The following is a 20,960-nucleotide window of genomic DNA, read 5'->3' as shown; positions in this document are numbered from 1 at the left end:
CCCGGCCAACGCGAGCGGCCCGCCGCTCATCACCTACATCCACGCCGATCACCTGAATGCACCGAGGGTGGTGGTGGACACCAGCAACCGGGTGCGTTGGCACTGGCTGGCCGAGCCCTTCGGCACCACGGCGCCGGCGAACAATCCGAGCGGGCTGGGGGTCTTCACGCAGAACCTGCGCTTGCCGGGACAGTATGCGGATGCAGAGTCGGGGCTCTGGTACAACTACTTTCGCTATTACGCTCCAGACGGCGGCGCCTATAGGCAAAGTGATCCAATCGGGCTGGCTGGTGCCTCCTTCTCTACATATGCGTATGCCAATAATCAGCCGATAAACATGATTGACTCATCAGGCTTGATGGGGGGCGGTGGCAACCACGCCAAACCCGGAGTTGAATACGCTCCGGATCGCGAATGCATGCAATTTTTGATGAATCAAGACCTTGGCTGGCTTTCAGGCATAGCGAAAGAGTTTAGCGTATTTAGTTTGTACCCCAATGAATACAACGTTGACGATCATTGGATCGAATCTGTTGCTTTGACAGGAGGTGGGGTTGGATCCAAAGTTGCTGCTTATAGGTACATGAGTGCTTCGACGAACATGATTCTTCAGTTTGGCGCGAAGGGTTTGCATTTGTTTGGGGAGACCGCGTCATTGCCAGCAACGGCATTGGCAAGCCTAAAGAATGCAGCGGTCGCCGATCGTTGTGTTTGCCAAGAGAGAAAGAACCCTGGCGCTTGGGCGCGAGCCCGAGAAGAACGGCTCGCTCGCGAGCGCTGGCTCCTAGAGAACTCGCCTGTATATCCAGTAGGTGGCGCAACGCCCATTGGTTTTTGAAAAGGAGATTTATGAAGAATGAAACTCCGCAGAGTAAAAAATTGGAAATGACTTTGTCTTGGCTATTTAGGGGGCTAGCTCTAGGGCTGATGATTAAGGCCGCCTATGCCGGCACTGCAGACGGTTTGAGAATTTTCTTGTTCTGGTTGGCGGCGTCAGCCTTCTTCTTCGGCGCCAGTTTTGACGCGGCAAGTGTTTTCAGGGTGTTGGTGTTGGGGCGGGTCGACTATGCAAATGGCAAGAAGGGTTTGGATTTTCGAGCTCGCATCATATTTTCTTTGGCTGCGATAATTTTATTAATTGCTTGGTTGTCAAAATAGTGTCCGGCCCTGGGAGGGCATGAAGCAGCTCTCGGAACAAGTGAAGTGGTGGTGGCCTCACTGCGCGAAGAATTTGCATCGAATACCTGGAGGCCCTGCTGTCACACCGAATCGCTCAAGAACGTGAAGCTGCTCAAGCGACGGCAGGTGGTCGAGCCGATGATCGGACATATGGAGGCTGACGGATTGCTGGGCAGGAACTTGCACGGCGAACTCGGCGATGCGATGCCCGCGATCCTCTGCGGCGCCGGCCACAACCTGAGAATGATTCAGAGGTACCTGCGGATACTTGGCTGGCCTCTTGCGAGATTAGGAAATGACATCAATTAATATAATATATGGCATATTTCCGCTGGCTTGCGTAGTTTTTGCGCTCGTGTCGAGACGATCGTGGATGCGAACAGCGATTGCTTTGTTGTTGTTCGCGTACCTTTTTCTGACTTGCACATTCGGCCTTGACGCAATCGGCCGTGAGGTGGCCATGCAAGCGCAGAAAAATGGTGAATTTTCATCTGGATTTGTATTGGGTCTAACTAGGCTTAACGATGCTTTTCTAAAGAGTCGGGTGCTGCTGGTGATCATTGGATTTTGCCTGTTGCTATTGGCTCTTTTCCCTCATACGGAAGGGAGAGGCAATAGCCAAAACGAGAGTTCAACCCAGAAATAGCAACAACGGCGAGTTCTTGTCGCAAACGGTTTCGTGGCATCATGGTTAATCGAGTACAACAGCTGACCCGAAGGTGCGTCGCGCCCCAGCGTGATACCGAAGGGCCGAGGGGGCGGGCAGGTCGACGCGCGGTCCAAGCGCCGGCGCGACCCCAGTTGCGCGACCTGAATGGGATGCAACGTCGTCAGGAGGGAACTGCGGATGTGGTTCAGAGTGAAAAGCCCCGCGACGACGGTCCCTTCGGAAGAGGTTGTTCGCCGGCACTCGTTGCGGCATCTGGCCGACGTGTTCGGCGTGCCCGAGGTGTCGCTGTCCCTTGATGCCCGCTTGGGGCAAGAGCTGAAGGCGAACCCGGCTTCCGACTTCAAGGCCAACCAGTTCGACATCGTTGACGGCGACATCAAGGATGTCGCTGACAAGCGCCTTCTCAAAGAGATGGCGCGAGGCAAGTTGGTCATCCAGACCGTCGGCGACTACTGCGAGCACATGGTCCGCTGCAGCCGCATCAATCCCGAAGAGGTCGCTCGCGTTCTTCGGCTGCCAGCGACGGAGTAGCACTGTTCGAGGTGATCCGCCCGGCATCCCGAGCACCTACAACACCGAGGCGACGAGCAACCTGCGACTCGCACAGGACCCTATGGCGGAATCTCGCTGGGTCTTCTTGCAGGCCTCGGCGATGCCCTCGAGAATATCGATCGAGCCGATGCATCGAGTGCAGAGCACGTTCTGAGGAGCAATCGAATGCCAGATCTACCTGACGTTCAACGCACAGAATGCGAGTGCAGAAAATGACGATGCGCAATCCTCAGCGGCAGAACCCATTCGACAACCTCTCCTGGCATTGCCACTTCACATCGTTGCGTCGATCGTCTTCTTCGGCACAGCCTATCTATCTCTTCGGATGAGCACACTGTGGCCTGTTGTAGCGGGGGGAGTCGTGCTCAGTTTCCTGGAGGGTTTGTGGCTCTATTTCCGGCTTCGAAAGTAGATCCGTCGCTGTCTGTGGCCTGAAGTGCTCTGTCGCGCTGAATCAGGAAGGCCGGCGCCCCGCCTTCTTTCGCCCCGGCTTCGGCGCCTCCACCACCGGCCGCACCTTCCCCAGATGACTCGCAATCATCCCCGCCACCGTCCGCGCGACCGCGGTGGCATCGAGCGGCTCGTCGAACAGCATCTCCACCGTCGCATACACCAGCTCCACGACGATCCGGCTGACCAGCTGCAGCTGCGCCGCATCCGCGCCCGGCAGCGCGCTCGCCAGCATCTGCGCCTGCTCGCGCGTCACCGCGGCATGTGACGCCAGCCGCACCTCCTGCAAGGCCGGCACCGCGCGCAGCGCCCGCATGATCCAGACGCCGCCTTCGGTCTGCGCAGTCGCTTCATGCGTCGCGAGGATCAGCCCTTCGAGCGCTCGTTCCAGTTCCTCGGCCGAACCCCCCAGCACCTCCGGCGAAATCCAGTCGCCGATGCGCTCGTTCTGCGCCTGCATCAGCCGCTGTCCCAGCTCGCTCAACAGCGCGTACTTGTTCGGGAAGTAGCGGTACAGCGCCGGCGGCGTCAGCCCGGCGCGTTCGCACACCAGGTTGGTCGACAGCCGCTCGATCCCCACGTCGGCCAGCGTCTGCGCCGTCACCTCGAGGATCCGCTCGTAGGTGTCGGTCGCGCGCTGCTGCGCCGGCTGCTTCTTGGTCGCCAGCGCGGGCTGGTTCTTCCGGGGGGTCGGCATCGTGGGTGGGCTGGTGACTCAGGGATTGTCCGGTGATCGGAGGGCGATCAGGTGGATGACAAAACGATAGTCATCACTATAAACTAGTCATGACTACTGATCAGGAGATCGCGGCATGAAGTTGATGTCTTGCGTGGGCATGGTCTTGGGCCTGATGGCAGTGAGCGCCACGGCCGCCGGCCCGGACGACGCGAAGGGCCTGTGGCAGACCGCCGAGAAAGACGCGGTGATCGAGTTCAAGCCTTGTGCCGACAAGCCCTCCGCGCTGTGCGGCCGCATCGTCTGGGACAAGGACGCCGGCACGCCCGCCGACACCTGCGGCGTGCTGATCGCCCAGCTGGAGCGCTATGACGCCGACGCCTGGCGCGACGGCTGGGTCTACGACCCGCGCGACAAGAAAAAATACAAGGGCGTCGTGCGCGTCAAGTCGGGCGACCTCCACATCCGCGCCTTCGTCGGCGTCGAGGTGCTCGGCCAGACCGAGCAGCTCAAGCGCGTGCCGGCACTGCCCGACACGCCGGTCTGCAAGCTCTGATCCGCCCATCCCGATTCAACCCCCACCCTGGAGACGCCCATGCAACCGACCTTGTTCAGCCGGCCGCCGGTGCCCATCGGCCTGATGCTGCTCGCCATCACCGTGCCGACGTTCGCGGCCGAGAACCAGACGGCCAGCTATGCCGTCGACACCGAGGTGCGCGTCGCCTCCGACCAGCGCACGCGCGGCGTCTCGGATTCGCTCGGCAAGCCGGGCGTCAAGCTCAGCGTGCAGGCCGCGCACGAAAGCGGCGCGATCGGGCTGGTCGAAATCTCGTCGGTCAGCAAAAAGCAATTCCTGCAGGGCGACGGTTTCGGCCTGACGCTGGGTGCGGGTTATCGCGCCGGCGATCCGGAGGGCTGGCACTTCGGCCTCGGCCTCGCCGCCGAGCTGTTCCCCGGTGCGAAGTTCGACGCTCCGCACGGCTTCGACTTCGTCAACTTCGTGCCGACCGACGTTCGCAGCACCAACTACAACTCGCAGTTCGCGGTGCTCGAAATCGGCTGGGGCGCGATCGAAGGCCGCGTGCTGAACGTCATCTCGAAGACCTACCGCGGCGCCGACACCGGCGGCGTCTGCGGCACGATGCTGTCGCTGATGCCCGACCCGACCGCCGGGCTCGAGTGCTACGCCCGCGGCGACCACGATTCGCGCGGCAGCTGGCTCTACGATCTCGACTACAAGCACTCGCTCGACCCGGCCACCACGCTGAACCTGCACGCCGGCTACCAGAAGATCGCCAACTTCAAGGAGGCGAACTTCTCGGACTACCGCGTCGGCATCACGCACAAGCGCTGGGGCTTCGAATGGAGCGCCGACTGGGTCACCACGCACACGCGGGTGCGCGAGCTGTACCTCGCCCAAGATGGCGACGAGCTGAAGGCCACCGACAACAACAAGTTCTTCGTGACGGTCTCGCGCAAGTTCTGAGCACGACCCCGAGATGACTTCCGACGAACGGCTGGTGCTCGCGGTCGACCTCGGCACCTCCGGCTGCAAATGCGCGCTGGTGTCGATCGACGGCACGGTGCAGGCCTGGGCCTTCCGCGCGGTGTCGCTGCACGTGCAGGGCGCCGCGGCCGAACAGGATCCGCACGACTGGTGGACGGCCTTCATCGGCGCTGCCGGCGAACTGCTGGCCGACGAGCGCCTGCGCCGCCGCGTGGTCGCGGTGTGCTGCTCGGCGCAGACCGAGGGCACGGTGTGCGTCGACGGCGCCGGCCAGCCGATCGGCCGCGCGATGACCTGGCTCGATGCGCGCGGCGCCGATGCGATCGCACGCCGGGCGCGCGGCCGCGGGCTCAACATCGAAGGCTACGGCCCGCTGAAACTGTGGCGCTGGCTGCGGCTGAGCGGCGGCGCGCCGTCGCTGTCGGGCCGCGATTCGGCCGGGCACATCGCGTGGCTGCAGGCGCACGATCCCGAGCGCTGCGCGCGCACGCACAAGTTCCTGAACGTGCCCGACTACCTGAACCTGCGCCTGACCGGCCGCTTCTGCGCGACGCAAGACTCCGCGCTGACCAGCTGGGTCACCGACAACCGCGATTCGCACCGGGTGCGCTACGACGCCGGCCTGCTGCGCCTGCTGGGCGTCGATGCCGACAAGCTGCCCGAGATCGTGCGCTCGACCGAGGTGCTGGGCCCGTTGCTGCCCGGCGTGGCGCAAGCGCTCGGGCTGGACCCGCAGACGGTGGTGGTCGGCGGCGCGATCGACACCTCGGCGGTGGCGGTCGGCGCGGCGGTCGGCGACTACCAGGCCCACCTGTACCTCGGCACCTCGTCGTGGCTGGGCGCGCACGTGCCGGCGATGAAGACCGACGTGCGCCACAAGATCGCCGCGGTGCCGTGCGCGGTCGATGGGCGCTACCTCGCGATGGCGCTGCAGTCGACCGCCGGCGCGAACCTGTCGTTCCTGCGCGACCGCATCCTGTACCACCCGGACGAACTCGCCGGCGACGACGAACACCCCGCCGTCTACGAGCTGTTGAACCGCATCGCCGCGCGCGTGCCGCCGGGCGCGCGCGGGCTGCTGTACACGCCGTGGCTGCACGGCGAGCGCACGCCGGTCGACGATCCGCGGCTGCGCGCCGGGCTGCTGAACCTGTCGTTGGAGCATTCGCGCGAGGACATCTTCCGGGCCTTCCTCGAAGGCGTCGCGCTGAACACCCGCTGGATGCTGGAGCCGTTCGCGCGGCTGCTGGGCAGGGACGTGGGTACCGTCACCGCGGTCGGCGGCGGCGCGCAATCGGATGTGTGGTGCCAGATCATCGCCGACGTCACCGGCCAGCCGATCCGCCAGCTCGAAAGCGCGATCCAGGCCAATGCGATCGGCGCCGCGAGCATCGCGTGGGTCGGCATCGGCGCGCTGCAGTTCAGCGACCTGGCCGCGTTGCGCCGCACTCGCCGCACTTACGAGCCGGCCAGCGCGCTGCGCCGGCTGTACGGCGACAAGTTCGAGACCTTCAAGGAGGTGCACAAGCGCCTCGCGCCGCTGTACCACCGGCTGAACGCGCCGCAGGGAGCCGCCGCATGAGCGGCACCGTGGCCGAGCGGCAGCTGGTCGTCGACCTGTGCGTCGCGCTGTCGCGGCGCGGCCACCTGGCCGGCACCGGCGGCAACATCGCGCTGCGCATCGATGCCGAGCGGATCGCGGTGACCCCGTCGGCCACCGACTACCTGACGATGAGCGCCACCGATGTGTGCGTGCTGCGCCTGGCCGACCTCGTGCCGCTCGAAGGAACGCGGCCGCCATCGGTCGAGACCGGCCTGCATGCGCGCGTGCTGCGCGCGCGGCCCGATGTGCAGTGCAGCATCCACACGCACCAGCCGATCGCCAGCGCCTGTGCACTGCTGGGGCAGCCGCTCGACGTGCCCGACGGACCGTGGCGGCATTCGCTCGGTCGCCGCGTGCCGGTCGTCGGCTACGCGCCGTCGGGCACCGCATGGCTCGCGGCGCTGCTCGCGCGCCGCTTGCGCGACGACACCCACGCCTGGCTGATGCTGAACCACGGCGTGCTGTGCTGCGGCCCGAGTGCTGACGCGGCGGTGCGGGCCGTCGAAGACCTGGAGACGCTGGCCTGCATGCACCTGCGGCAGCGCATCGCCGCGCGCGCGGCCCGCGAGCCGGCCCGGCGCGGGGTCTTCGCGCGGCTCGACGCCGAACTGGCCGATGCCATCCATCTCGCGAGCACGAACTCCGCAACCACGAACAGAACGACGCCATGAGCGACCTCGCACCGATCCACTCCGCCGCCGCATCGGCCCCCGCCAGCGCCATCTCGGCCTGGCCAGACGTCGATTCGCTCTACCGTCGCTTCGACGAGCTCGTGAAGCAGCCGATGCGCCCGATCCGCCGCGATGCGATGGCGAGCGTGCTGCGCCACTTCGACGAGCGCTGCGCCGGCTCGCGGCGCCTCGCCGAGCAGGCGCAGGCGGTGATCCCCGGCGGCGTGCAGCACAACCTGGCCTTCAACCATCCGTTCCCGATCGCGGCGGCGAAGGCGCAGGGTGCGCACCTGACCGATGTCGACGGCAACCGCTACATCGATTTCCTGCAGGCCGGCGGCCCGACGCTGCTCGGCTCGAACCACCCGGTGGTGCGCGAGGCCGTCGACCGCGTGCTCGACGACTGCGGCCCGGTCACCGGGCTGCTGCACGAGTACGAGGTGAAGCTTGCCGAGCTGGTGTGCCGCGCGATGCCGGGCGTCGAGATGCTGCGGCTGCTCGGCTCCGGCACCGAGGCGGTGATGGGCGCGGTGCGCCTTGCGCGTGCCTGGACGCGGCGCAAGTGGGTCATCAAGATCGGCGGCGCGTACCACGGCTGGAGCGACCAGCTGGTCTACGGCATGCGGCTGCCCGGCACCGGGCGCATGGAAGCCGTTGGCATCCCGCGCGGCGCGACGGCCCACACGCAGGAATGCCATCCGAACGATCTCGACGCGCTGCGGCGCAAGCTGCAGATCAACCGGCTGCGCGGCGGCACCGCGGCCGTGCTGCTGGAGCCGCTCGGCCCGGAGAGCGGCACCCGCCCGGTGCACCCCGACTACAACCGCCAGGTGCGCGCGCTGTGCGACGAGTTCGGCGCGCTGATGATCTTCGACGAGGTGGTCACCGGGTTCCGTCTCGGCATGGGTGGCGCGCAAGGCTATTTCGGCGTGAAACCCGACCTGACGGTGCTCGGCAAGTGCCTGGCCGGCGGCTACCCGATGGCCGGCGCGATCGGCGGCCGGCGCGACGTGATGATGCTGCTGGTCGGCGGCATCGGCACCACCGCGCGGCGCGCCTTCGTCGGCGGCACGCTGTCGGCCAACCCGCTGTCGTGCGTCGCCGGCTTCCATGCCTTGCAGGAGGCCGAGCGCGTCGATGCGGCGGGCGTGGCGGGCCGCGCCGGCGACCGGCTGCGGCGCGGGCTCGAAGGCCTGATCGCGGCGCGCGGCCTGCCGTACGTCGTCTACAACATCGGCTCGATCGTGCACCTGCAGACCTCGGGCGTGCTGCTGATGGACACCAGCAGCCTCTACAAGCTGTACCGCGCGAAGGACGAGGCCAAGGCGCGCAAGCACATGATGGAAGAGATGGGCGCGGCCTACACCGCGCACGGCCTGATCACGCTGGCCGGCAGCCGCCTGTACACCAGCCTGGCCGACACCGACGAGGTGATCGACGATGCGCTGAACCGCTTCGAAGACGTGTTCAAGCTGGTCTGACATGGCGGCCACGACGCGATGAACACCGACGAGATCCTGTGCACGCAATGGCTGCAATTGCGCGAACGCCTGCAGTTGAAACAGCTGCTGGGCGGCGAGGGCGCGAGCCTGTCGCTGCGCGTGCCGGCGGCGGCGGCGATGTGGTTCGGCGCCGCGCGTGAGGCGGCGCCGCGGCGGCTGCCGCTGAATCAGGACAACGGAGGGAACACCGGAGGGGAAGAGGGCGCCCATGCCGCGGTCTACCGCGCACGCCCTGACGTGGGGGCCATCGGATGGGGTGGCGGGTCGTTCGGCGTTGCGCTCGCCGACTTCGGCGGCACGATGCCGCAGCTGTTCGACGAACAGGCCCGCCACCTCGGCCCGATGGCCCCGGCCACGCCGCCGGGCACGCTGGCACGCTCGCTGCAACATCGCGGCAACGTGCTGATGCTGCAAGGCCGGCCGCTGTGCCTGGGCACCACCGCAACGCGGCTGGCGCTGAACGCCGAGCTGTTCGAGAAATGCGCCAAGGCGCACGTGCTCGCGGTGGCTGCCGGCGGCCGCGTGCAGGCGTTGCCGTGGTGGGTGCGGTGGATCGCCAACGGCCGCATGCGCAAGGATGCAGCGCGGGCCGAAGCCCGCTTCGCGCAAGGCCTGCTGCCCGAAGAGAGCAAGGGATACTGACCGGCCAGAGGCCGTGCAACCGCAACGAGGAGAGCCCCGCATGCCCGCGAACGACGCCCCGCCGATGTCTTCACGCCAGGTCGCCGCGGCGCTGGCCATCGGCACCATCGCGGTGCTGATGATCGGCGTGCAGCCGATCCTGCTCGGCGAGCTGGTCGATGCGAAACAGGTGAGCCTGGAGGGCGTCGGCATCGTCGCGATGGCCGAGATCGTCACGCTCGGCCTCGGTGTCGCGCTCGGCGACGCGCTGCTGCCGGGTGCGCAGTTGCGGCGCATCACGCTGGTCGCCGCACTGCTGGCCGCGTGCCTCGACCTGCTGACGACGCGCGCCTCGGGCGATGCGGCGATGACGGCGGTGCGCGCCGCCGCCGGGCTGGCCGAAGGCGTGCTGGTGTGGGGCACCACCGGCGTCATCGTGCGCCACGCCAACCCGGCGCGCCTCGGCGGCATCTTCTTCGTCGTGCAGACGATCGCGCAGGCGGCGCTCGGCGCGGTGCTGGCCCATGCGGTGATTCCGCGCGCGGGGTGGCAAGGCGGCTTCGCGGCGCTCGCGGTGCTGACGCTGCTGCCCTGCGTGCTGGCCTTCCGGCAGCCGGCGCGGCTCGCGCCGCTGGCAGCGCCGGCGGTGTCGGGCTTCCGCTGGTCGCTGCCGACCGGGCTGCCGCTGGCGGTGGCCTTCCTGCAGCTGGCCACGCTCGGCGCGTTCTGGGCCTACCTGGAGCCGCTCGGCAAGGCCGCCGGCTTCGACGCGCGCGCCGCGCAGACGCTGATCGCCGGCGTGCTGGTGATGCAGGTCATCGGCGGCAGCATCGCCGCGTTCGCGGTCGGACGCTTGCCGGCGCGGGCGACGCTGGTCGCGTGCTCGGCGGTGCTGGCCGCGGTGATGTTCGTGCTGCACGCCTTGCCGGCCGGGCACTCGTTCGATTTCGCGATCGGCTGCGCGCTGTTCGGCTTCGTGTGGATGTTCATGCTGCCGTTCCACATCGGCCTGGCCTTCGGTGCCGACACCAGCGGCCGGCTGGCCGGGCTGGTGCCGGCCGCCCAGCTGCTGGGCAGCGCCTTCGGGCCGCTGATGGCGTCGTTCATCGTCGAAGGTGACGATGCCGGCGCCGTGCCCTGGCTCAGCGCCGCGTTCGCGGTGGCGGCCGCGGCGCTGTTGCTGGCGTTGGCGGCCTTCAGGGCAGCGGCACGACCGCGCCCTGCAGGTAGCGGTTCGCCTTGACAAGCCACCAGCGGTCGTCGGTCAGCGGCTGGTTGCCGAGGCCGATGTTGTCGGTCGAATCGCCGACGCCGGCACCGAACATCAGCGACACCACGCCGGCGTTCTTCGCTTCCTGCAGGTGGCTGCCCCAGGTGATCTGCGTGCCGTTGGACGTCACCTTCGGGTCGCCGGCCGCGTTGGTCTTGTAGTAGCTCGCGGCGAAGATGCTCGGCGTGGCAGTGAAGGTGTCGCCGAAGAAGTAGGTCGGTGCGGTGTCCTCGTAGTGCCGGCTGCTGGCGTTGGTCAGCGTTGCGAATGGCGCGCCGGTGGCCGGGTTGGTGCCCACCGAGCCGTTCACATGGCCGGCCGGCAGCTGCCACAGCACCACCGGCTTCTTCAGCGCGGTGTTCAGCGTCTGCACGTAGTAGAGGTAGTTGTTCCAGTGGTCGGCGTTGAACTGCCACTTCGCGTTGCCGGCCGCGCCGCCGTCGTAGCCGTACTTGTCGAACGAAATGAAGCTCGCGCCATAGCTGGTGATGCCGGCGGCGTTGTAGTAGTTGGCGACGCGTTGCGCGCTGGCGGCGATGTACGGTCGGCCGGCCGCCCAGCCTTTCTCGGCGGTGTCGGTGATGTGCATCAGGCCGTTGGTCGACGCACCGCTCTGCGCGTCGCTCCAGATGTTGATCTGCCAGCCGTACCACGCGTTGCGGCTGCGCTTCTGCACGATGTAGTTGACCGCCTTGACCAAGCCCTCGAGCGTGTTCGGGAACTGCGGGTCGCTCGCGGTCAGCACGCCGGCGGCGTATGCCTGGTCGACGCGCGCGGTGATCTGCGAGGGCTGCAGGCCGGAGTTCTGCATCATGTAGCCGATGAAGTCCGGCTCGATCACGTAGCCCACCGGGTCGTCGCCGGCCTCGGCATTCGCGATGTCGATGGTCCTGACCCAGTCCTTGAAATACGCGCCCATGTAGGTCGCGTCCTGGATGTGGGCGAGGTCGGTCGGGTAGCTCTCGCCGCCATCGGCGATGTTGTAGAACACGAAGACCGGCACCATGCCGAGCTTCTTCGATTCGCGGATGAAGCTGGTCGCGCGGAAGCACGGCACCGTGGTCCAGGTGCACCAGCTGGTGTTGCCCGGCACCGAGGCGCCGCCGTTCAGGTAGATGTAGCGCAGGTCGGCGCGGGTGTTGAGATCGCCGCTGCCGAAGTTCTGCCAGTTCGCGAGCGCGGTGCCGCTGTCGTCCGAGACGGAGCCCACCGACACGTGCGACGGCAGGCCGGGCAGGCTGCCGTCGGCGTTCTTCACTCGCACGCCGACCCAGCGGCCGTTGCCGTTGTTGTCGAGGATGCGGATGCCGGCGCGGCCGGCGCCGAGCGCGGTGACGGTGAGCTTGCTGCCGCTGACCGAGGCGGTCGCGACCTTCGGGTTGTTGGACGCGACGGTGAACGTCGGGTAGGCGACGCCGGCGACGCTGAGGTCGAGCGTGACCGAGCCGGTCGCGAGCGTGCTCTGCAGCGACTGGCCGCCGATGTCCCACTGCTTGATGCCGATCAGCGACGCGTTGCCGACGGTGGTGGACGACGCATCGCTGAGCGTGGCGCCGGCGGCGTTGATCAGCTTCAGCTGGTAGGTGTAGAGGCCGAGCTTCTTGCCGGTGATCTGGAGGGTTGCCGTCTGCGCCGCGTTGCCAACATCGGTCAGCGTGCCGGACTGGACCTTGACGCCGTCCTCGTACAGCTCCCACGTGGTGCCGCTGATGCCCCACCATTTGTTCCAGACGATCGCGAAGTTGCCGGCGTGGTCGTAGTTCTGGATCTGCAGCGTGGGCTTGGCGGGCGCGCCGACGGGGGCGGGAGCCGGTGCTGGCGCTGGCGCGGGAGCCGGTGCAGGAGCTGGTGCCGGCGACGGGGTGGGCGCGGGAGCGGGTGAAGGCGCCGGTGCGGGTGTGGGTGCAGGGGCCGGTGCCGGCGCGGGCACAGGGGCCGGCGCCGGTGCGGGCGGCGTGCCGCTGCTCGACCCGAGGTCCTGCCACAGGCTCGCCGTCGTCGGGTTCCAGCCGGTGCCGGTGTAGTCGGTCTGCGCGACCCAGGCCTTGTAGTCATGCCCGGCGTACGACACGATGGTGCCGGCCGGGTAGAAGGTGTCGGCCTTCCACGCGGGGTAGGCGGCGTGAACCGCTGCGGCGGCCACGGCCAGCGTCAATGCGGCAAGGGTGCGGCGCGCATTGGCGCCCGGCTTCGAAGTGGAATGGACCATTGGAGTTCGCCTTGAAGTTGCAGTCGGGACCCCGAGGGATCCGCGCTTTTACAGCTCTGGCACGAACATAACCAATTAAGTACCAGTCAGGCGATTGTGCCCCCGATCGACAGGCGCCAGCGGCGACTACGGGAACGAGCGAGTAAGCAGGTGTTGGCGGGCCGGACGGCTCACGGCGCCACCGCCAGCTTGCCCGACCCCGCCGATGCCTTGACGGCCGCCTTCACGCTTGCCGCCGGCAGCAAGGCCTTGCCATAGGCGTAGGGCACCGTCCAGCCGACCGCGTTGCTGAAGCTGCAGGCGGACAGGTCGAGTGCCGCCCCGTTCAGCAGCGAACCGCTTTCCTTGATCGCACCGGTCTTGCTCGACGAACCGGGGTTCTTCAGCACGCTGGCGCAGCCACTCGCGCCCTGGATGTCGAAGGCGTTGTTTTCCGAGATGATCTTCGCCTTGTAGGCCACGCCGATGCTGTACTGGTGGGCGTACACCGGGTGCGACTTGCTGCCTTCGTAGTAGTTGTTGTAGACGTGCACGCTGCCGAAGCGCACGCGCGGCGCGCGCTCGGTCACCTGGCTGAACAGGTTGCCGTGGAAGGTGACCGTCAGGTGGGTGTCGTCGCTGGTCGTGCTGTCCGACGAGCCGATCAGGTTGTTCTTGTCGTGCTGGTCGAAGACGTTGTTCGACACCGTCACGTAGTCGGAGCCGTTCTTCACGTCGAGGGCGCCGTCGTGGCACTGCTTGACCTTGCCGTTCTCGACCGGCGACAGGTCGTCGGTCTGCGGCGCGTCGGTGAAGGTGTTGTGGTCGATCCAGACGTGGTTCGAGCCGTCGACCGTGATGCCGTCGTACTCCGAATTCCAGTTGCCGGCGTCGCCGTCGTTCGGGTCCCACACCGGGCCGACGTCGCACGGGTTCACGATGTGCAGGTTGCGGATGATGACGTTCTGGACGCCGCTCACCTGCAGGTAGGCATTGACGAGCCCGGCGTTGCTGCCGGCGCCGATCAGCGTGGTATTGGCCTTCAGCGACAGTCGGGCGCGGGCCTTCTGGTCGCCGGTGCTCTTGAACGCGCCGCCATTGTCGGCCGCGGCCATGTCGATGGTGCCGACCACCTTGACGATCGTGGGCGCGCTGCCGCCGGCCTTCAGCGCGGCCAGCAGCTCGGTGGCGGTCGTCACCTTGTAGACCGCGGTGGACACGGCCGCCGAGCCGCCGCTGGTGCCACCCGCTTCGCTCGCCCAGCCGGTGGCCGGTGCGACGTCGCGGGTGTTGTCGTCGGCAGTCGGGGCGGGTGCAGGAGCGGGCGCCGGCGCTGGGGCCGGAGCCGGCGAGGGTGCTGGCGCGGGAGCGGGAGCGGGTGAAGGCGCCGGTGCTGGCGCAGGCGCGGGAGCCGATGGCGCAGGGGCCGGTGCGGGTGCGGGTGCGGGTGCGGGTGCGGGTGCGGGTGCGGGTGCGGGTGCGGGTGCCGCCGAATTGGGCGCAGCAGCCGCGGTGCTGCCCGAGTCGCTGCTGCCACCGCAGGCAGACAGCAGCAGCGTGCAGAACAGCGCGCTCGCCGCGTGGGTGCGTGAGGAGGAAGGTCGTTGCGTGCTCATCGTGAAAGGTCCCGTCGCGTTGCGCCTGAAATCCGCCGCGATTGTGGGAGTCGCGATTTCGGAAGACTTGACGGAACATTGAAGAAACCGTGATCGCCGCGGCGGCCGTTGGCTCCGCGAGACGCGATGCAACAGGATGCAAGCCGCAGCACATCGCACGACATCGATCCGGCGCGCGCGGGCCGCGAATTGCGCCAAAGCGACAGAAGTTGCAATGGCGCCCGGTTTACCGCGCCGTGGCCTTCGAGGCCGATGCCTCGGCCGCCTGCGCCGACCACCTCGCCATCGTCTGCACGGTCCGCTGGATCGGCTCCGGGCCGATGCTTTCGGAGCCGGCGAACGGCCGGTCCATCGCGGCGATGAAGAAGAACACCAGCCCGAACACGCCCGAAAGCAAGCCCACCGCAGCGAGGTTGAAGGCCGAGCGCGGCAGCACATAGGTGGTCACGAGCGTGAGCATCGTGGCCAGCACGACCACGCTCCACAGCGTGCTCGGCACCTGCGCTTCGCTCGCCTGGGTGCGTTCCCGACGCGCCTTGATCAGTTCGTTGGTGCGGGCCCAGATCTCCGGCATCAACGCCGCTTCGCGCGCGCCGAGCGGGTCGATGCGGCCGACCGCGCGGAACATGTCGTCGAGCAGGTCTCGCGCCTGTTCCGGCAGTTCGCCGCGGCGCATCGCCGACCACTCCTGGTCGACCACCGCCGCGCCGTACTTCTGCAGCAAGTCCCGGGCAACGCGCGACTGCGCGGTGTCGAACACCATCAGGTCGCGGCCCAGCGCCGTCATGATGACCGCCTCGTTGCGCACCGCCTTCTCGGCCGAGCCGAACGACTCCCACACCGAGATCGCCGAGAACGCCAGCAGCAGCGAGTTGATGGTGGCGATCACGCCGAGCAACGCGATCGCGAGGTTGCGGTCGCCCTCGGCGAACGTGACGCGGCAGACGCGCTGGAAGGCCAGGTAGCCGCCGAGCCCGACCAGCACCCAGCCGCCGCTGATCAACAGGCCGAAGAGCCAGTTCGGAAGGTCGTAGAAGGCGAGAGGCATGCCGGCACGATAGCCACGCGTGCCATGGCCGGCCATCAGCGGGATGCTGAGATCGACCTTCGAAAAAACCGCGAGTGGGTCGGCGCGCGGCGGCTCAGCCTAGGCGACCTGCGAGCGCACCCACGAGACGATCTCCTGCGCCGGCAGGGCCCCGCTGCGCCGTGCGATCTCCTTGCCGCCGCGGAACAGCAGCAGCGTGGGGATGCTGCGGATGCCGCAGGCCGCCGCGCTGCGCTGTGCCGCCTCGGTGTCGAGCTTCGCGAAGCGCACCCCGGGCAGCTGCCGCGATGCCGCTTCGAACTGCGGCGCCATCGAACGGCAGGGCCCGCACCACGCGGCCCAGCAATCCACCAGCAGCGGCATCTCGTTGCCGGCCACGTGGCGCTCCAGGCTCGCGTCGTCGACATCGATCGGATGCGCCGGCAGCAGCTTCGCGCCGCACTGGCCGCACAGCGGGTCGTCGGCCAGCCGCGCATCGGGCACGCGGTTGCGGGTCAGGCAGGCGGGGCAGACGAGTTGCATGCGGGACTCCGGGCGGTCCTCAGGCCGCGTAGTTCTCAGGGAAGAAGCGGCGCTCGATCAGTTCGATCAGGATGTGCACCACCTTGATGTGCAGCTCCTGCACGCGGTCGGCATAGCGGCCGCCGGGCGTGCAGACGTAGACGTCGGCGAGCGCCTCGAACGCCGGGTTGCGCTTGCCGGTCAGCGCGATCACCGACAGGCCGTTGTCCTTCGCCGCGCGGGCGGCGCGCAGGATGTTCTTGCTGGTGCCGCTGGTGCTGATCGCCAGCAGGCAGTCGCCCGGCCGGCCGTGCGCCTCGACATAGCGCGAGAACACCTGCTCGTAGCCGAGGTCGTTGCCGACGCAGCTCATGTGGCTGGCGTCGCTGATGGCGGCCGCACCGAGCGGCGGGCGGTCGTCGCGGTAGCGGCCGGTCAGCTCTTCGGCGAAGTGCATCGCGTCGCACATCGAACCGCCGTTGCCGCACGAGTAGACGCGGCCCTTGCGCTCGAAGACCTGGATCAGCAGCTCGGCGGCCTGCTCGACGCTCGCGAGCGCCGGGCCGTCGGACAGCAGCGCGTCGAGCGCGCGCTGGGCTTCGCGCAGGTTGGATTGGATGTGTTCGATCATGGCGGGTGTTCCATCAAGGCATCTGGGGACGGCCAGCCCGTCCGCAATGCCCCGAGGTTAACCCTTGGCCGCACCCAGTCCGACGGCCGCCGGCACCGCACGCCGCAGCCGCGCGGCGTGAACGGCCAGCACGCAGACCGCCCAGCAGGCCCACGCGGTCCACAGCGAGTGGCTCAGGTAGTGCGCGCCGCGCATCACCTGCACCCAGGCGAAGAGGCCGCCGCAGGCCAGCGTGATCGCCAGCCAGCGGCGCGCCGCGATCGGCGCCGCCCGGCGCAGCGCAAACCAGCCGGCGAGGAACGAGAAGGCGGTCGACGCATGCCCCGACGGAAAGCAGCGGCCGGGGCCGCCATCGCGCTTCCAGAACTGCCAGTGCGGCACGTAGTCGAGCACGTCGCCGCCGAAGCGGGCCAGATCCCACGGGCAGCTGGTGGCGCTGTTGCGCTTCAGCAGCGGGATCAGCACCACGCAGGCCAGCGTGGTCGACACCCACCAGACCCGCTCGCGCCGGCTCAGCGCGCGGGCGAACGGCAGCGGCTTCCAGATGCCGACCAGCAGCACGCCGAACAGCGCCCAGGCCGGATAGCGCACGGCGTCGTGGAGCAGCGTGCCGGTGAGCCAGCGGTCGCGCCACGCAAAGCCGTGGGCGTTGCCGAACCAGGCGGTGAGCGTGAAGTCGAGGCCGCTCAGGTCCCACGCGAGCAGCACGGCCAGTGACAGCAGCACGACCCGCAGGTCGGCGCGCAGCAGGTCCGCAGGCCGGGCCGGCGTGTCAGAAAGGACGGGAGACATGGACCGCGATGCTCGCGGGCCAGACTTAGGGCCGCCTTAGCTGCGGCAGTTGCCGACGCGGCGACGCCAACTCCATCACGCCCCTTACGCTGTGCTATGGTCGCGCCGGCACGCTGCGGGGCTCAGCCCACGGCGTGCGGTCCGGTCTCGGCGTACGAAGGAAAGTCGGTCACATCAAGAACCGGCACGGGAGGCGGCGCCTGTCGCAACTCATGGAAACTCCGATGTCGAAAACTTTGGCCCAACTGAAAAAAGAGATTGCCAACCTCACGCGTGAAGCCGAGAAGCTGCAACGCAAGGAAATCGAAGGCGTCGTCGTCCGCATCAAGGAAGCGATCGAGGCCTACGGGCTCACCGCCGCCGACCTGGGCCTCGGCGGCGCGAAGCGCGGCCCGAAGGCGGCCGGCAAGAAGGTGGCCGCGAAGCGCGGTCGCAAGAAGGCGGACGGCGCGGTCAAGTTCCGCGACGAAAACGGCAACGTGTGGGGCGGCCGCGGCCCCCGTCCGAAGTGGCTGCGCGATGCGCTCGCCGCCGGCAAGCAGCTCACGGATTTCGCAGCCTGAGGTAGCAGCCCCTCGGTCGACGGGGACGTCGACCGATCCCCGAAGGGAATGCGGGCCGGCCCGTCGACAGGCTCAGGACAGGCCTGCGGCGACCCGGCGCTCGGCCCGCTTCCGCCGCCACTGCGGGTATTCCCTCTGGCGTCAGTCTCCTGGTGATCCTCAAATAGCAAACGTTCGCGCAAACGTTTGCGTACGGGATGGACCGCCGCAACCAGAACGTGGTGCGAACGCAGTACCGTCCGGGTGTTGATCGTCCCGCCGCCCGGGCAACAATCCACGCTTCGAGGAGACATCGAACATGACGATCGCTTTCAACAGCCGCCAACGCCGCGGCATCGCGGCGGCCGCAGCCGCCCTGGCCGCCGGCTTCTTCCTGACCGCCGCCCATGCCGACGACGCCAAGCCGCGTGTCGGCCTGGTGATGAAATCGCTGGCCAACGAGTTCTTCAAGAACATGACCGAAGGCGCGCTGGCCCACGAGAAGAAGCGTGGCGACTTCTCGCTGAAGGCGGTCGGCATGCAGTCCGAGACCGACTTCGACGCGCAGACCGCGGCGGTCGAGAACTTCGTGACGCAGAAGTACGACGTGATCGTGATCGCGCCGGCCGATTCGCGTGCGATGGTCGCGCCGATCGCGAAGGCGCTGAAGGCCGGCATCACCGTCGTCAACTTCGACGTCGCGCTCGACCCGGCGGCGATGAAGAAGGCCGGCCTCGACCTCGCGTTCGTCGGTCCCGACAACCGCGCCGGCGCGAAGCTCGCCGGCGACGAACTCGCGAAGGCGATCGGCCCGGGCGCCAAGATCGTCATCATCGAAGGCAACCCCGGCGCCGACAACGCGCTGCAGCGCAAGCTCGGCTTCGAGGATGCGGCCAAGGCCGGCAAGCTGAACATCGTCGCATCGCAGACGGCGCACTGGGAGACCGAGGAAGCCAACGCGGTCTTCACGAACATCCTGACGGCCAACCCCGACATCAAGGGCGTGATGGTGGCCAACGACTCGATGGCGCTCGGCGTCTCGAAGGCGCTCGATGCCGCCGGCAAGTCCGGGCAGATCAAGGTGGTCGGCTTCGACAACATCCCGGCCATCCGCCCGCTGATCAAGCAGGGCAAGGTGCTGGCGACGGTCGACCAGTTCGGCACCGACATGGCGGCCAACGCGATCGACTACGGCATCAAGTCGCGCAAGGACAAGCAGCCGCTGAAGGGCTGGGTCAAGACGCCGATCGAGCTGGTCACGGCCAAGAACCTGAAGTAAGCCGCGCTGCCCCCGGAGCCCGCGCGTGGACCACGACGACACCATCCGAACCGGCGCCGGCACGGCCGCCGTCGCCCTCGAGCTGCAGGGGCTGACGCGCCGGCATCCCGGCGTGACGGCGCTCGACGGCGTCGACCTGACGCTGATGCGCGGCGAGGTGCACGCGCTGGCCGGCGAGAACGGCGCCGGCAAGTCCAGCCTGATCAAGATCCTGTGCGGCGCCGACCGCCCCGACGCCGGCCGCATGCGGCTGTTCGGCGAGGCCTACGCGCCGCAGACGCCGCTGGCCGCGATGCGTGCCGGCATCCGCGTCGTGCACCAGGAGCTGCACATGCTGGGCGAGCTGTCGGTCGCCGAGAACCTGCTGTTCGAGCGGCTGCCGCGCACCCGGCTCGGGCTGCTCGACCGCGCTGCGATGGACCGCCGGGCGCGCGAGCTGCTCGCGCTGGTCGGGCTCGACGAGCTGTCGCCGGCGACGCGCGTCGGCACGCTCGGCATGGCGCAGCAGCAACTGCTGGAGATCGCGAAGGCGCTGTCGAACCAGCAGGGAAATCCGCACGAGGGCGCGGCGCGCATCGTCATCATGGACGAGCCGACGGCGACGCTGACCCCGCGCGAGACCGACCGGCTGCTCGCGATCATCCGCAAGCTGCGCGACGACGGCGTCACGGTGGTGTTCGTATCGCACCACCTGCAGGAGCTGTTCGAGGTCTGCGACCGCGTCACGGTGCTGCGCAACGGCCGGCACGTGGCCACGCAGCCGATGGCCGGCACCTCGACCGGCGAGCTGGTCCGGCTGATGGTGGGGCGCGAGCTGGTCGAGCGGCCGGCACGCGTCGCGCCGGTGCTCGATGCGGCGCGCCCGGCCGCGCTGCGCGTCGAGGGCCTGCGCCACGCCGGCCGGCGCGACACCTCGTCCAGCGCGCCAACCATCGATTTCAGCCTGCACTATGGCGAAATCGTCGGGCTGGCCGGCCTGGTCGGCTCCGGCCGCACCGAGACGCTGCGTGCGATCTTCGGTGCCGACCGCGCCGCCGCCGGCCGCATCCTGCGCGACGAGCAGCCGGTGCGCATCGCCAGCCCGCGAGATGCGCTGGCGCACGGCATCTGCCTGGTCACCGAGAACCGCAAGGAAGAAGGCCTGGTGCTCGACATGCCGATCCGCGCCAACCTGAGCCTGGCCCGCCTCGGCGCGGTGTCGCGCGGCGGGCTGCTGCGCGCCGAGGCCGAGAACGTGGCCGCGCGCCGCATGGTCGGCGAGCTGCAGATCCGGCTCGCGTCGATCGCGCAGCCGGTGCGCCAGCTGTCGGGCGGCAACCAGCAGAAGGTGGTGCTCGGCAAGTGGCTGCTGCGCGACCCGAAGGTGCTGCTGCTCGACGAGCCGACGCGCGGTGTCGACGTCGGCGCGAAGGCCGAGATCCACGCGCTGCTCGAACGCATGGCGGCGCAGGGCATGGCGGTGCTGGTGGTTTCGTCCGACCTGCGCGAGCTGATCGGGCTGTGCGACCGCATGCTGGTGATGAGCCGCGGCGTGCTGGTCGGCGAGCTGCCGCGCGCGCAGTTCGATGAAGAGGCCATCCTCGCGATGGCGTACCGCGAATACCTCGTTCGGCCGCAGGAAGCGGCCTGAGCGACAAACGGCACAGGCCTGGATGCAATGCA

The 20,960-nt window shown here is 68.1% G+C and carries 20 protein-coding genes and 1 pseudogene; 14 read left to right on the top strand and 7 right to left on the bottom strand.

Features of this window, described 5'->3' with window-relative positions; all coding sequences use genetic code 11:
- From ASC98_RS29500 to ASC98_RS15230, 4 genes and pseudogenes are all read left to right on the top strand, one after another.
- Window positions 1-838, top strand: an 838-nt coding sequence (locus ASC98_RS29500) for an RHS repeat domain-containing protein (protein ID WP_162252894.1), incomplete at its 5' end; no start/stop codon positions are given.
- Window positions 839-849: 11 nt separating this feature from the next.
- Window positions 850-1,158, top strand: a complete 309-nt coding sequence (locus tag ASC98_RS30445; RefSeq protein ID WP_157597941.1) for a hypothetical protein — start codon at window positions 850-852, stop codon at window positions 1,156-1,158.
- A 138-nt stretch (window positions 1,159-1,296) separates the two neighbouring features.
- Window positions 1,297-1,488 (top strand): annotated as a pseudogene (locus ASC98_RS15235) (hypothetical protein); the annotation flags it as partial.
- A 538-nt stretch (window positions 1,489-2,026) separates the two neighbouring features.
- Window positions 2,027-2,380 (top strand): hypothetical protein, encoded by a 354-nt coding sequence (locus ASC98_RS15230; protein WP_056809944.1) that lies wholly within the window; start codon window positions 2,027-2,029, stop codon window positions 2,378-2,380.
- Between the two features lie 475 nt (window positions 2,381-2,855).
- Here ASC98_RS15230 and ASC98_RS15225 read toward each other — a convergent pair whose 3' ends face one another.
- The gene (locus ASC98_RS15225) at window positions 2,856-3,548 is read right to left on the bottom strand and encodes a TetR/AcrR family transcriptional regulator (RefSeq protein WP_056809942.1); all 693 of its coding nucleotides are present in this window, start codon (window positions 3,546-3,548) and stop codon (window positions 2,856-2,858) included.
- 115 nt (window positions 3,549-3,663) lie between these two features.
- On the opposite strand from ASC98_RS15225, the gene ASC98_RS15220 reads away from it, so the two are divergent.
- The 7 genes from ASC98_RS15220 to ASC98_RS15190 are packed head-to-tail and all read left to right on the top strand — an operon-like array spanning window position 3,664 to window position 10,674.
- Window positions 3,664-4,083: a DUF2147 domain-containing protein gene (locus ASC98_RS15220; RefSeq protein ID WP_056809940.1), complete on the top strand. Its 420-nt coding sequence runs from the start codon at window positions 3,664-3,666 to the stop codon at window positions 4,081-4,083.
- 39 nt (window positions 4,084-4,122) lie between these two features.
- Complete coding sequence (locus ASC98_RS15215) at window positions 4,123-5,013, top strand: TorF family putative porin (protein WP_082541932.1); 891 nt, start codon at window positions 4,123-4,125, stop codon at window positions 5,011-5,013.
- 13 nt (window positions 5,014-5,026) lie between these two features.
- Complete coding sequence (locus ASC98_RS15210) at window positions 5,027-6,616, top strand: FGGY-family carbohydrate kinase (protein WP_056809938.1); 1,590 nt, start codon at window positions 5,027-5,029, stop codon at window positions 6,614-6,616.
- Window positions 6,613-7,308, top strand: a complete 696-nt coding sequence (locus ASC98_RS15205) for a class II aldolase/adducin family protein (RefSeq protein ID WP_056809936.1) — start codon at window positions 6,613-6,615, stop codon at window positions 7,306-7,308. Before ASC98_RS15210 ends, ASC98_RS15205 begins: the two co-directional genes overlap by 4 nt.
- Window positions 7,305-8,789 carry an aspartate aminotransferase family protein gene (locus tag ASC98_RS15200; RefSeq protein WP_056809934.1) on the top strand — a complete coding sequence of 495 codons (1,485 nt, stop codon included), beginning with the start codon at window positions 7,305-7,307 and terminating at the stop codon, window positions 8,787-8,789. Before ASC98_RS15205 ends, ASC98_RS15200 begins: the two co-directional genes overlap by 4 nt.
- 18 nt (window positions 8,790-8,807) lie before the next feature.
- Window positions 8,808-9,452, top strand: coding sequence for a class II aldolase/adducin family protein (locus ASC98_RS15195; protein WP_056809931.1), 645 nt, complete (start codon window positions 8,808-8,810; stop codon window positions 9,450-9,452).
- Between the two features lie 40 nt (window positions 9,453-9,492).
- Window positions 9,493-10,674, top strand: a complete 1,182-nt coding sequence (locus ASC98_RS15190) for a hypothetical protein (protein WP_056809929.1) — start codon at window positions 9,493-9,495, stop codon at window positions 10,672-10,674.
- Here ASC98_RS15190 and ASC98_RS15185 read toward each other — a convergent pair.
- The 6 genes from ASC98_RS15185 to ASC98_RS15160 form a co-directional block, all read right to left on the bottom strand.
- The gene (locus tag ASC98_RS15185; RefSeq protein ID WP_056809927.1) at window positions 10,628-12,910 is read right to left on the bottom strand and encodes a carbohydrate-binding protein; all 2,283 of its coding nucleotides are present in this window, start codon (window positions 12,908-12,910) and stop codon (window positions 10,628-10,630) included. The genes ASC98_RS15190 and ASC98_RS15185 overlap by 47 nt on opposite strands.
- Before the next feature lie 170 nt (window positions 12,911-13,080).
- Window positions 13,081-14,505 (bottom strand): polysaccharide lyase family 1 protein, encoded by a 1,425-nt coding sequence (locus ASC98_RS15180; protein WP_082541933.1) that lies wholly within the window; start codon window positions 14,503-14,505, stop codon window positions 13,081-13,083.
- Between the two features lie 226 nt (window positions 14,506-14,731).
- Entirely contained in the window at window positions 14,732-15,553 is an 822-nt protein-coding gene (locus tag ASC98_RS15175; RefSeq protein ID WP_162249281.1) for a DUF4239 domain-containing protein, read from the bottom strand.
- A gap of 99 nt (window positions 15,554-15,652) precedes the next feature.
- Entirely contained in the window at window positions 15,653-16,075 is a 423-nt protein-coding gene (trxC, locus tag ASC98_RS15170) for a thioredoxin TrxC (RefSeq protein WP_056809923.1), read from the bottom strand.
- A gap of 19 nt (window positions 16,076-16,094) precedes the next feature.
- Window positions 16,095-16,685 carry an SIS domain-containing protein gene (locus ASC98_RS15165; RefSeq protein ID WP_056809921.1) on the bottom strand — a complete coding sequence of 197 codons (591 nt, stop codon included), beginning with the start codon at window positions 16,683-16,685 and terminating at the stop codon, window positions 16,095-16,097.
- 57 nt (window positions 16,686-16,742) lie between these two features.
- Window positions 16,743-17,477: a phosphatase PAP2 family protein gene (locus tag ASC98_RS15160; protein ID WP_082541934.1), complete on the bottom strand. Its 735-nt coding sequence runs from the start codon at window positions 17,475-17,477 to the stop codon at window positions 16,743-16,745.
- A 134-nt stretch (window positions 17,478-17,611) separates the two neighbouring features.
- On the opposite strand from ASC98_RS15160, the gene ASC98_RS15155 reads away from it, so the two are divergent.
- From ASC98_RS15155 to ASC98_RS15145, 3 genes are all read left to right on the top strand, one after another.
- Entirely contained in the window at window positions 17,612-18,040 is a 429-nt protein-coding gene (locus tag ASC98_RS15155; protein ID WP_235581281.1) for an H-NS family nucleoid-associated regulatory protein, read from the top strand.
- Between the two features lie 298 nt (window positions 18,041-18,338).
- Window positions 18,339-19,298 (top strand): sugar ABC transporter substrate-binding protein, encoded by a 960-nt coding sequence (locus ASC98_RS15150; protein ID WP_056809917.1) that lies wholly within the window; start codon window positions 18,339-18,341, stop codon window positions 19,296-19,298.
- 25 nt (window positions 19,299-19,323) lie between these two features.
- Entirely contained in the window at window positions 19,324-20,928 is a 1,605-nt protein-coding gene (locus ASC98_RS15145; protein WP_082541935.1) for a sugar ABC transporter ATP-binding protein, read from the top strand.
- Window positions 20,929-20,960 lie beyond the last annotated feature (32 nt).

Source organism: Rhizobacter sp. Root1238 (assembly GCF_001425825.1).
In the GTDB taxonomy this organism is placed as follows: domain Bacteria; phylum Pseudomonadota; class Gammaproteobacteria; order Burkholderiales; family Burkholderiaceae_C; genus Rhizobacter.
The sequence above is the reverse complement of the archived record's forward strand: the minus strand, read 5'-3'. Positions and strand labels throughout refer to the sequence as shown.

What these genes read in the sequence shown, in the direction of transcription:
- ASC98_RS15215 (WP_082541932.1), top strand. Translation starts at nt 4,123, where the DNA reads ATGCAACCGACCTTGTTCAGCCGGCCGCCGGTGCCCATCGGCCTGATG.
- ASC98_RS15225 (WP_056809942.1), bottom strand. Translation starts at nt 3,548, where the DNA reads ATGCCGACCCCCCGGAAGAACCAGCCCGCGCTGGCGACCAAGAAGCAG.
- ASC98_RS15150 (WP_056809917.1), top strand. Translation starts at nt 18,339, where the DNA reads ATGACGATCGCTTTCAACAGCCGCCAACGCCGCGGCATCGCGGCGGCC.
- trxC (WP_056809923.1), bottom strand. Translation starts at nt 16,075, where the DNA reads ATGCAACTCGTCTGCCCCGCCTGCCTGACCCGCAACCGCGTGCCCGAT.
- ASC98_RS30445 (WP_157597941.1), top strand. Translation starts at nt 850, where the DNA reads ATGAAGAATGAAACTCCGCAGAGTAAAAAATTGGAAATGACTTTGTCT.
- ASC98_RS15185 (WP_056809927.1), bottom strand. Translation starts at nt 12,910, where the DNA reads ATGGTCCATTCCACTTCGAAGCCGGGCGCCAATGCGCGCCGCACCCTT.
- ASC98_RS15190 (WP_056809929.1), top strand. Translation starts at nt 9,493, where the DNA reads ATGCCCGCGAACGACGCCCCGCCGATGTCTTCACGCCAGGTCGCCGCG.
- ASC98_RS15180 (WP_082541933.1), bottom strand. Translation starts at nt 14,505, where the DNA reads ATGAGCACGCAACGACCTTCCTCCTCACGCACCCACGCGGCGAGCGCG.
- ASC98_RS15210 (WP_056809938.1), top strand. Translation starts at nt 5,027, where the DNA reads ATGACTTCCGACGAACGGCTGGTGCTCGCGGTCGACCTCGGCACCTCC.
- ASC98_RS15160 (WP_082541934.1), bottom strand. Translation starts at nt 17,477, where the DNA reads ATGTCTCCCGTCCTTTCTGACACGCCGGCCCGGCCTGCGGACCTGCTG.
- ASC98_RS15165 (WP_056809921.1), bottom strand. Translation starts at nt 16,685, where the DNA reads ATGATCGAACACATCCAATCCAACCTGCGCGAAGCCCAGCGCGCGCTC.
- ASC98_RS15195 (WP_056809931.1), top strand. Translation starts at nt 8,808, where the DNA reads ATGAACACCGACGAGATCCTGTGCACGCAATGGCTGCAATTGCGCGAA.
- ASC98_RS15200 (WP_056809934.1), top strand. Translation starts at nt 7,305, where the DNA reads ATGAGCGACCTCGCACCGATCCACTCCGCCGCCGCATCGGCCCCCGCC.
- ASC98_RS15205 (WP_056809936.1), top strand. Translation starts at nt 6,613, where the DNA reads ATGAGCGGCACCGTGGCCGAGCGGCAGCTGGTCGTCGACCTGTGCGTC.
- ASC98_RS15220 (WP_056809940.1), top strand. Translation starts at nt 3,664, where the DNA reads ATGAAGTTGATGTCTTGCGTGGGCATGGTCTTGGGCCTGATGGCAGTG.
- ASC98_RS15175 (WP_162249281.1), bottom strand. Translation starts at nt 15,553, where the DNA reads ATGCCTCTCGCCTTCTACGACCTTCCGAACTGGCTCTTCGGCCTGTTG.
- ASC98_RS15230 (WP_056809944.1), top strand. Translation starts at nt 2,027, where the DNA reads ATGTGGTTCAGAGTGAAAAGCCCCGCGACGACGGTCCCTTCGGAAGAG.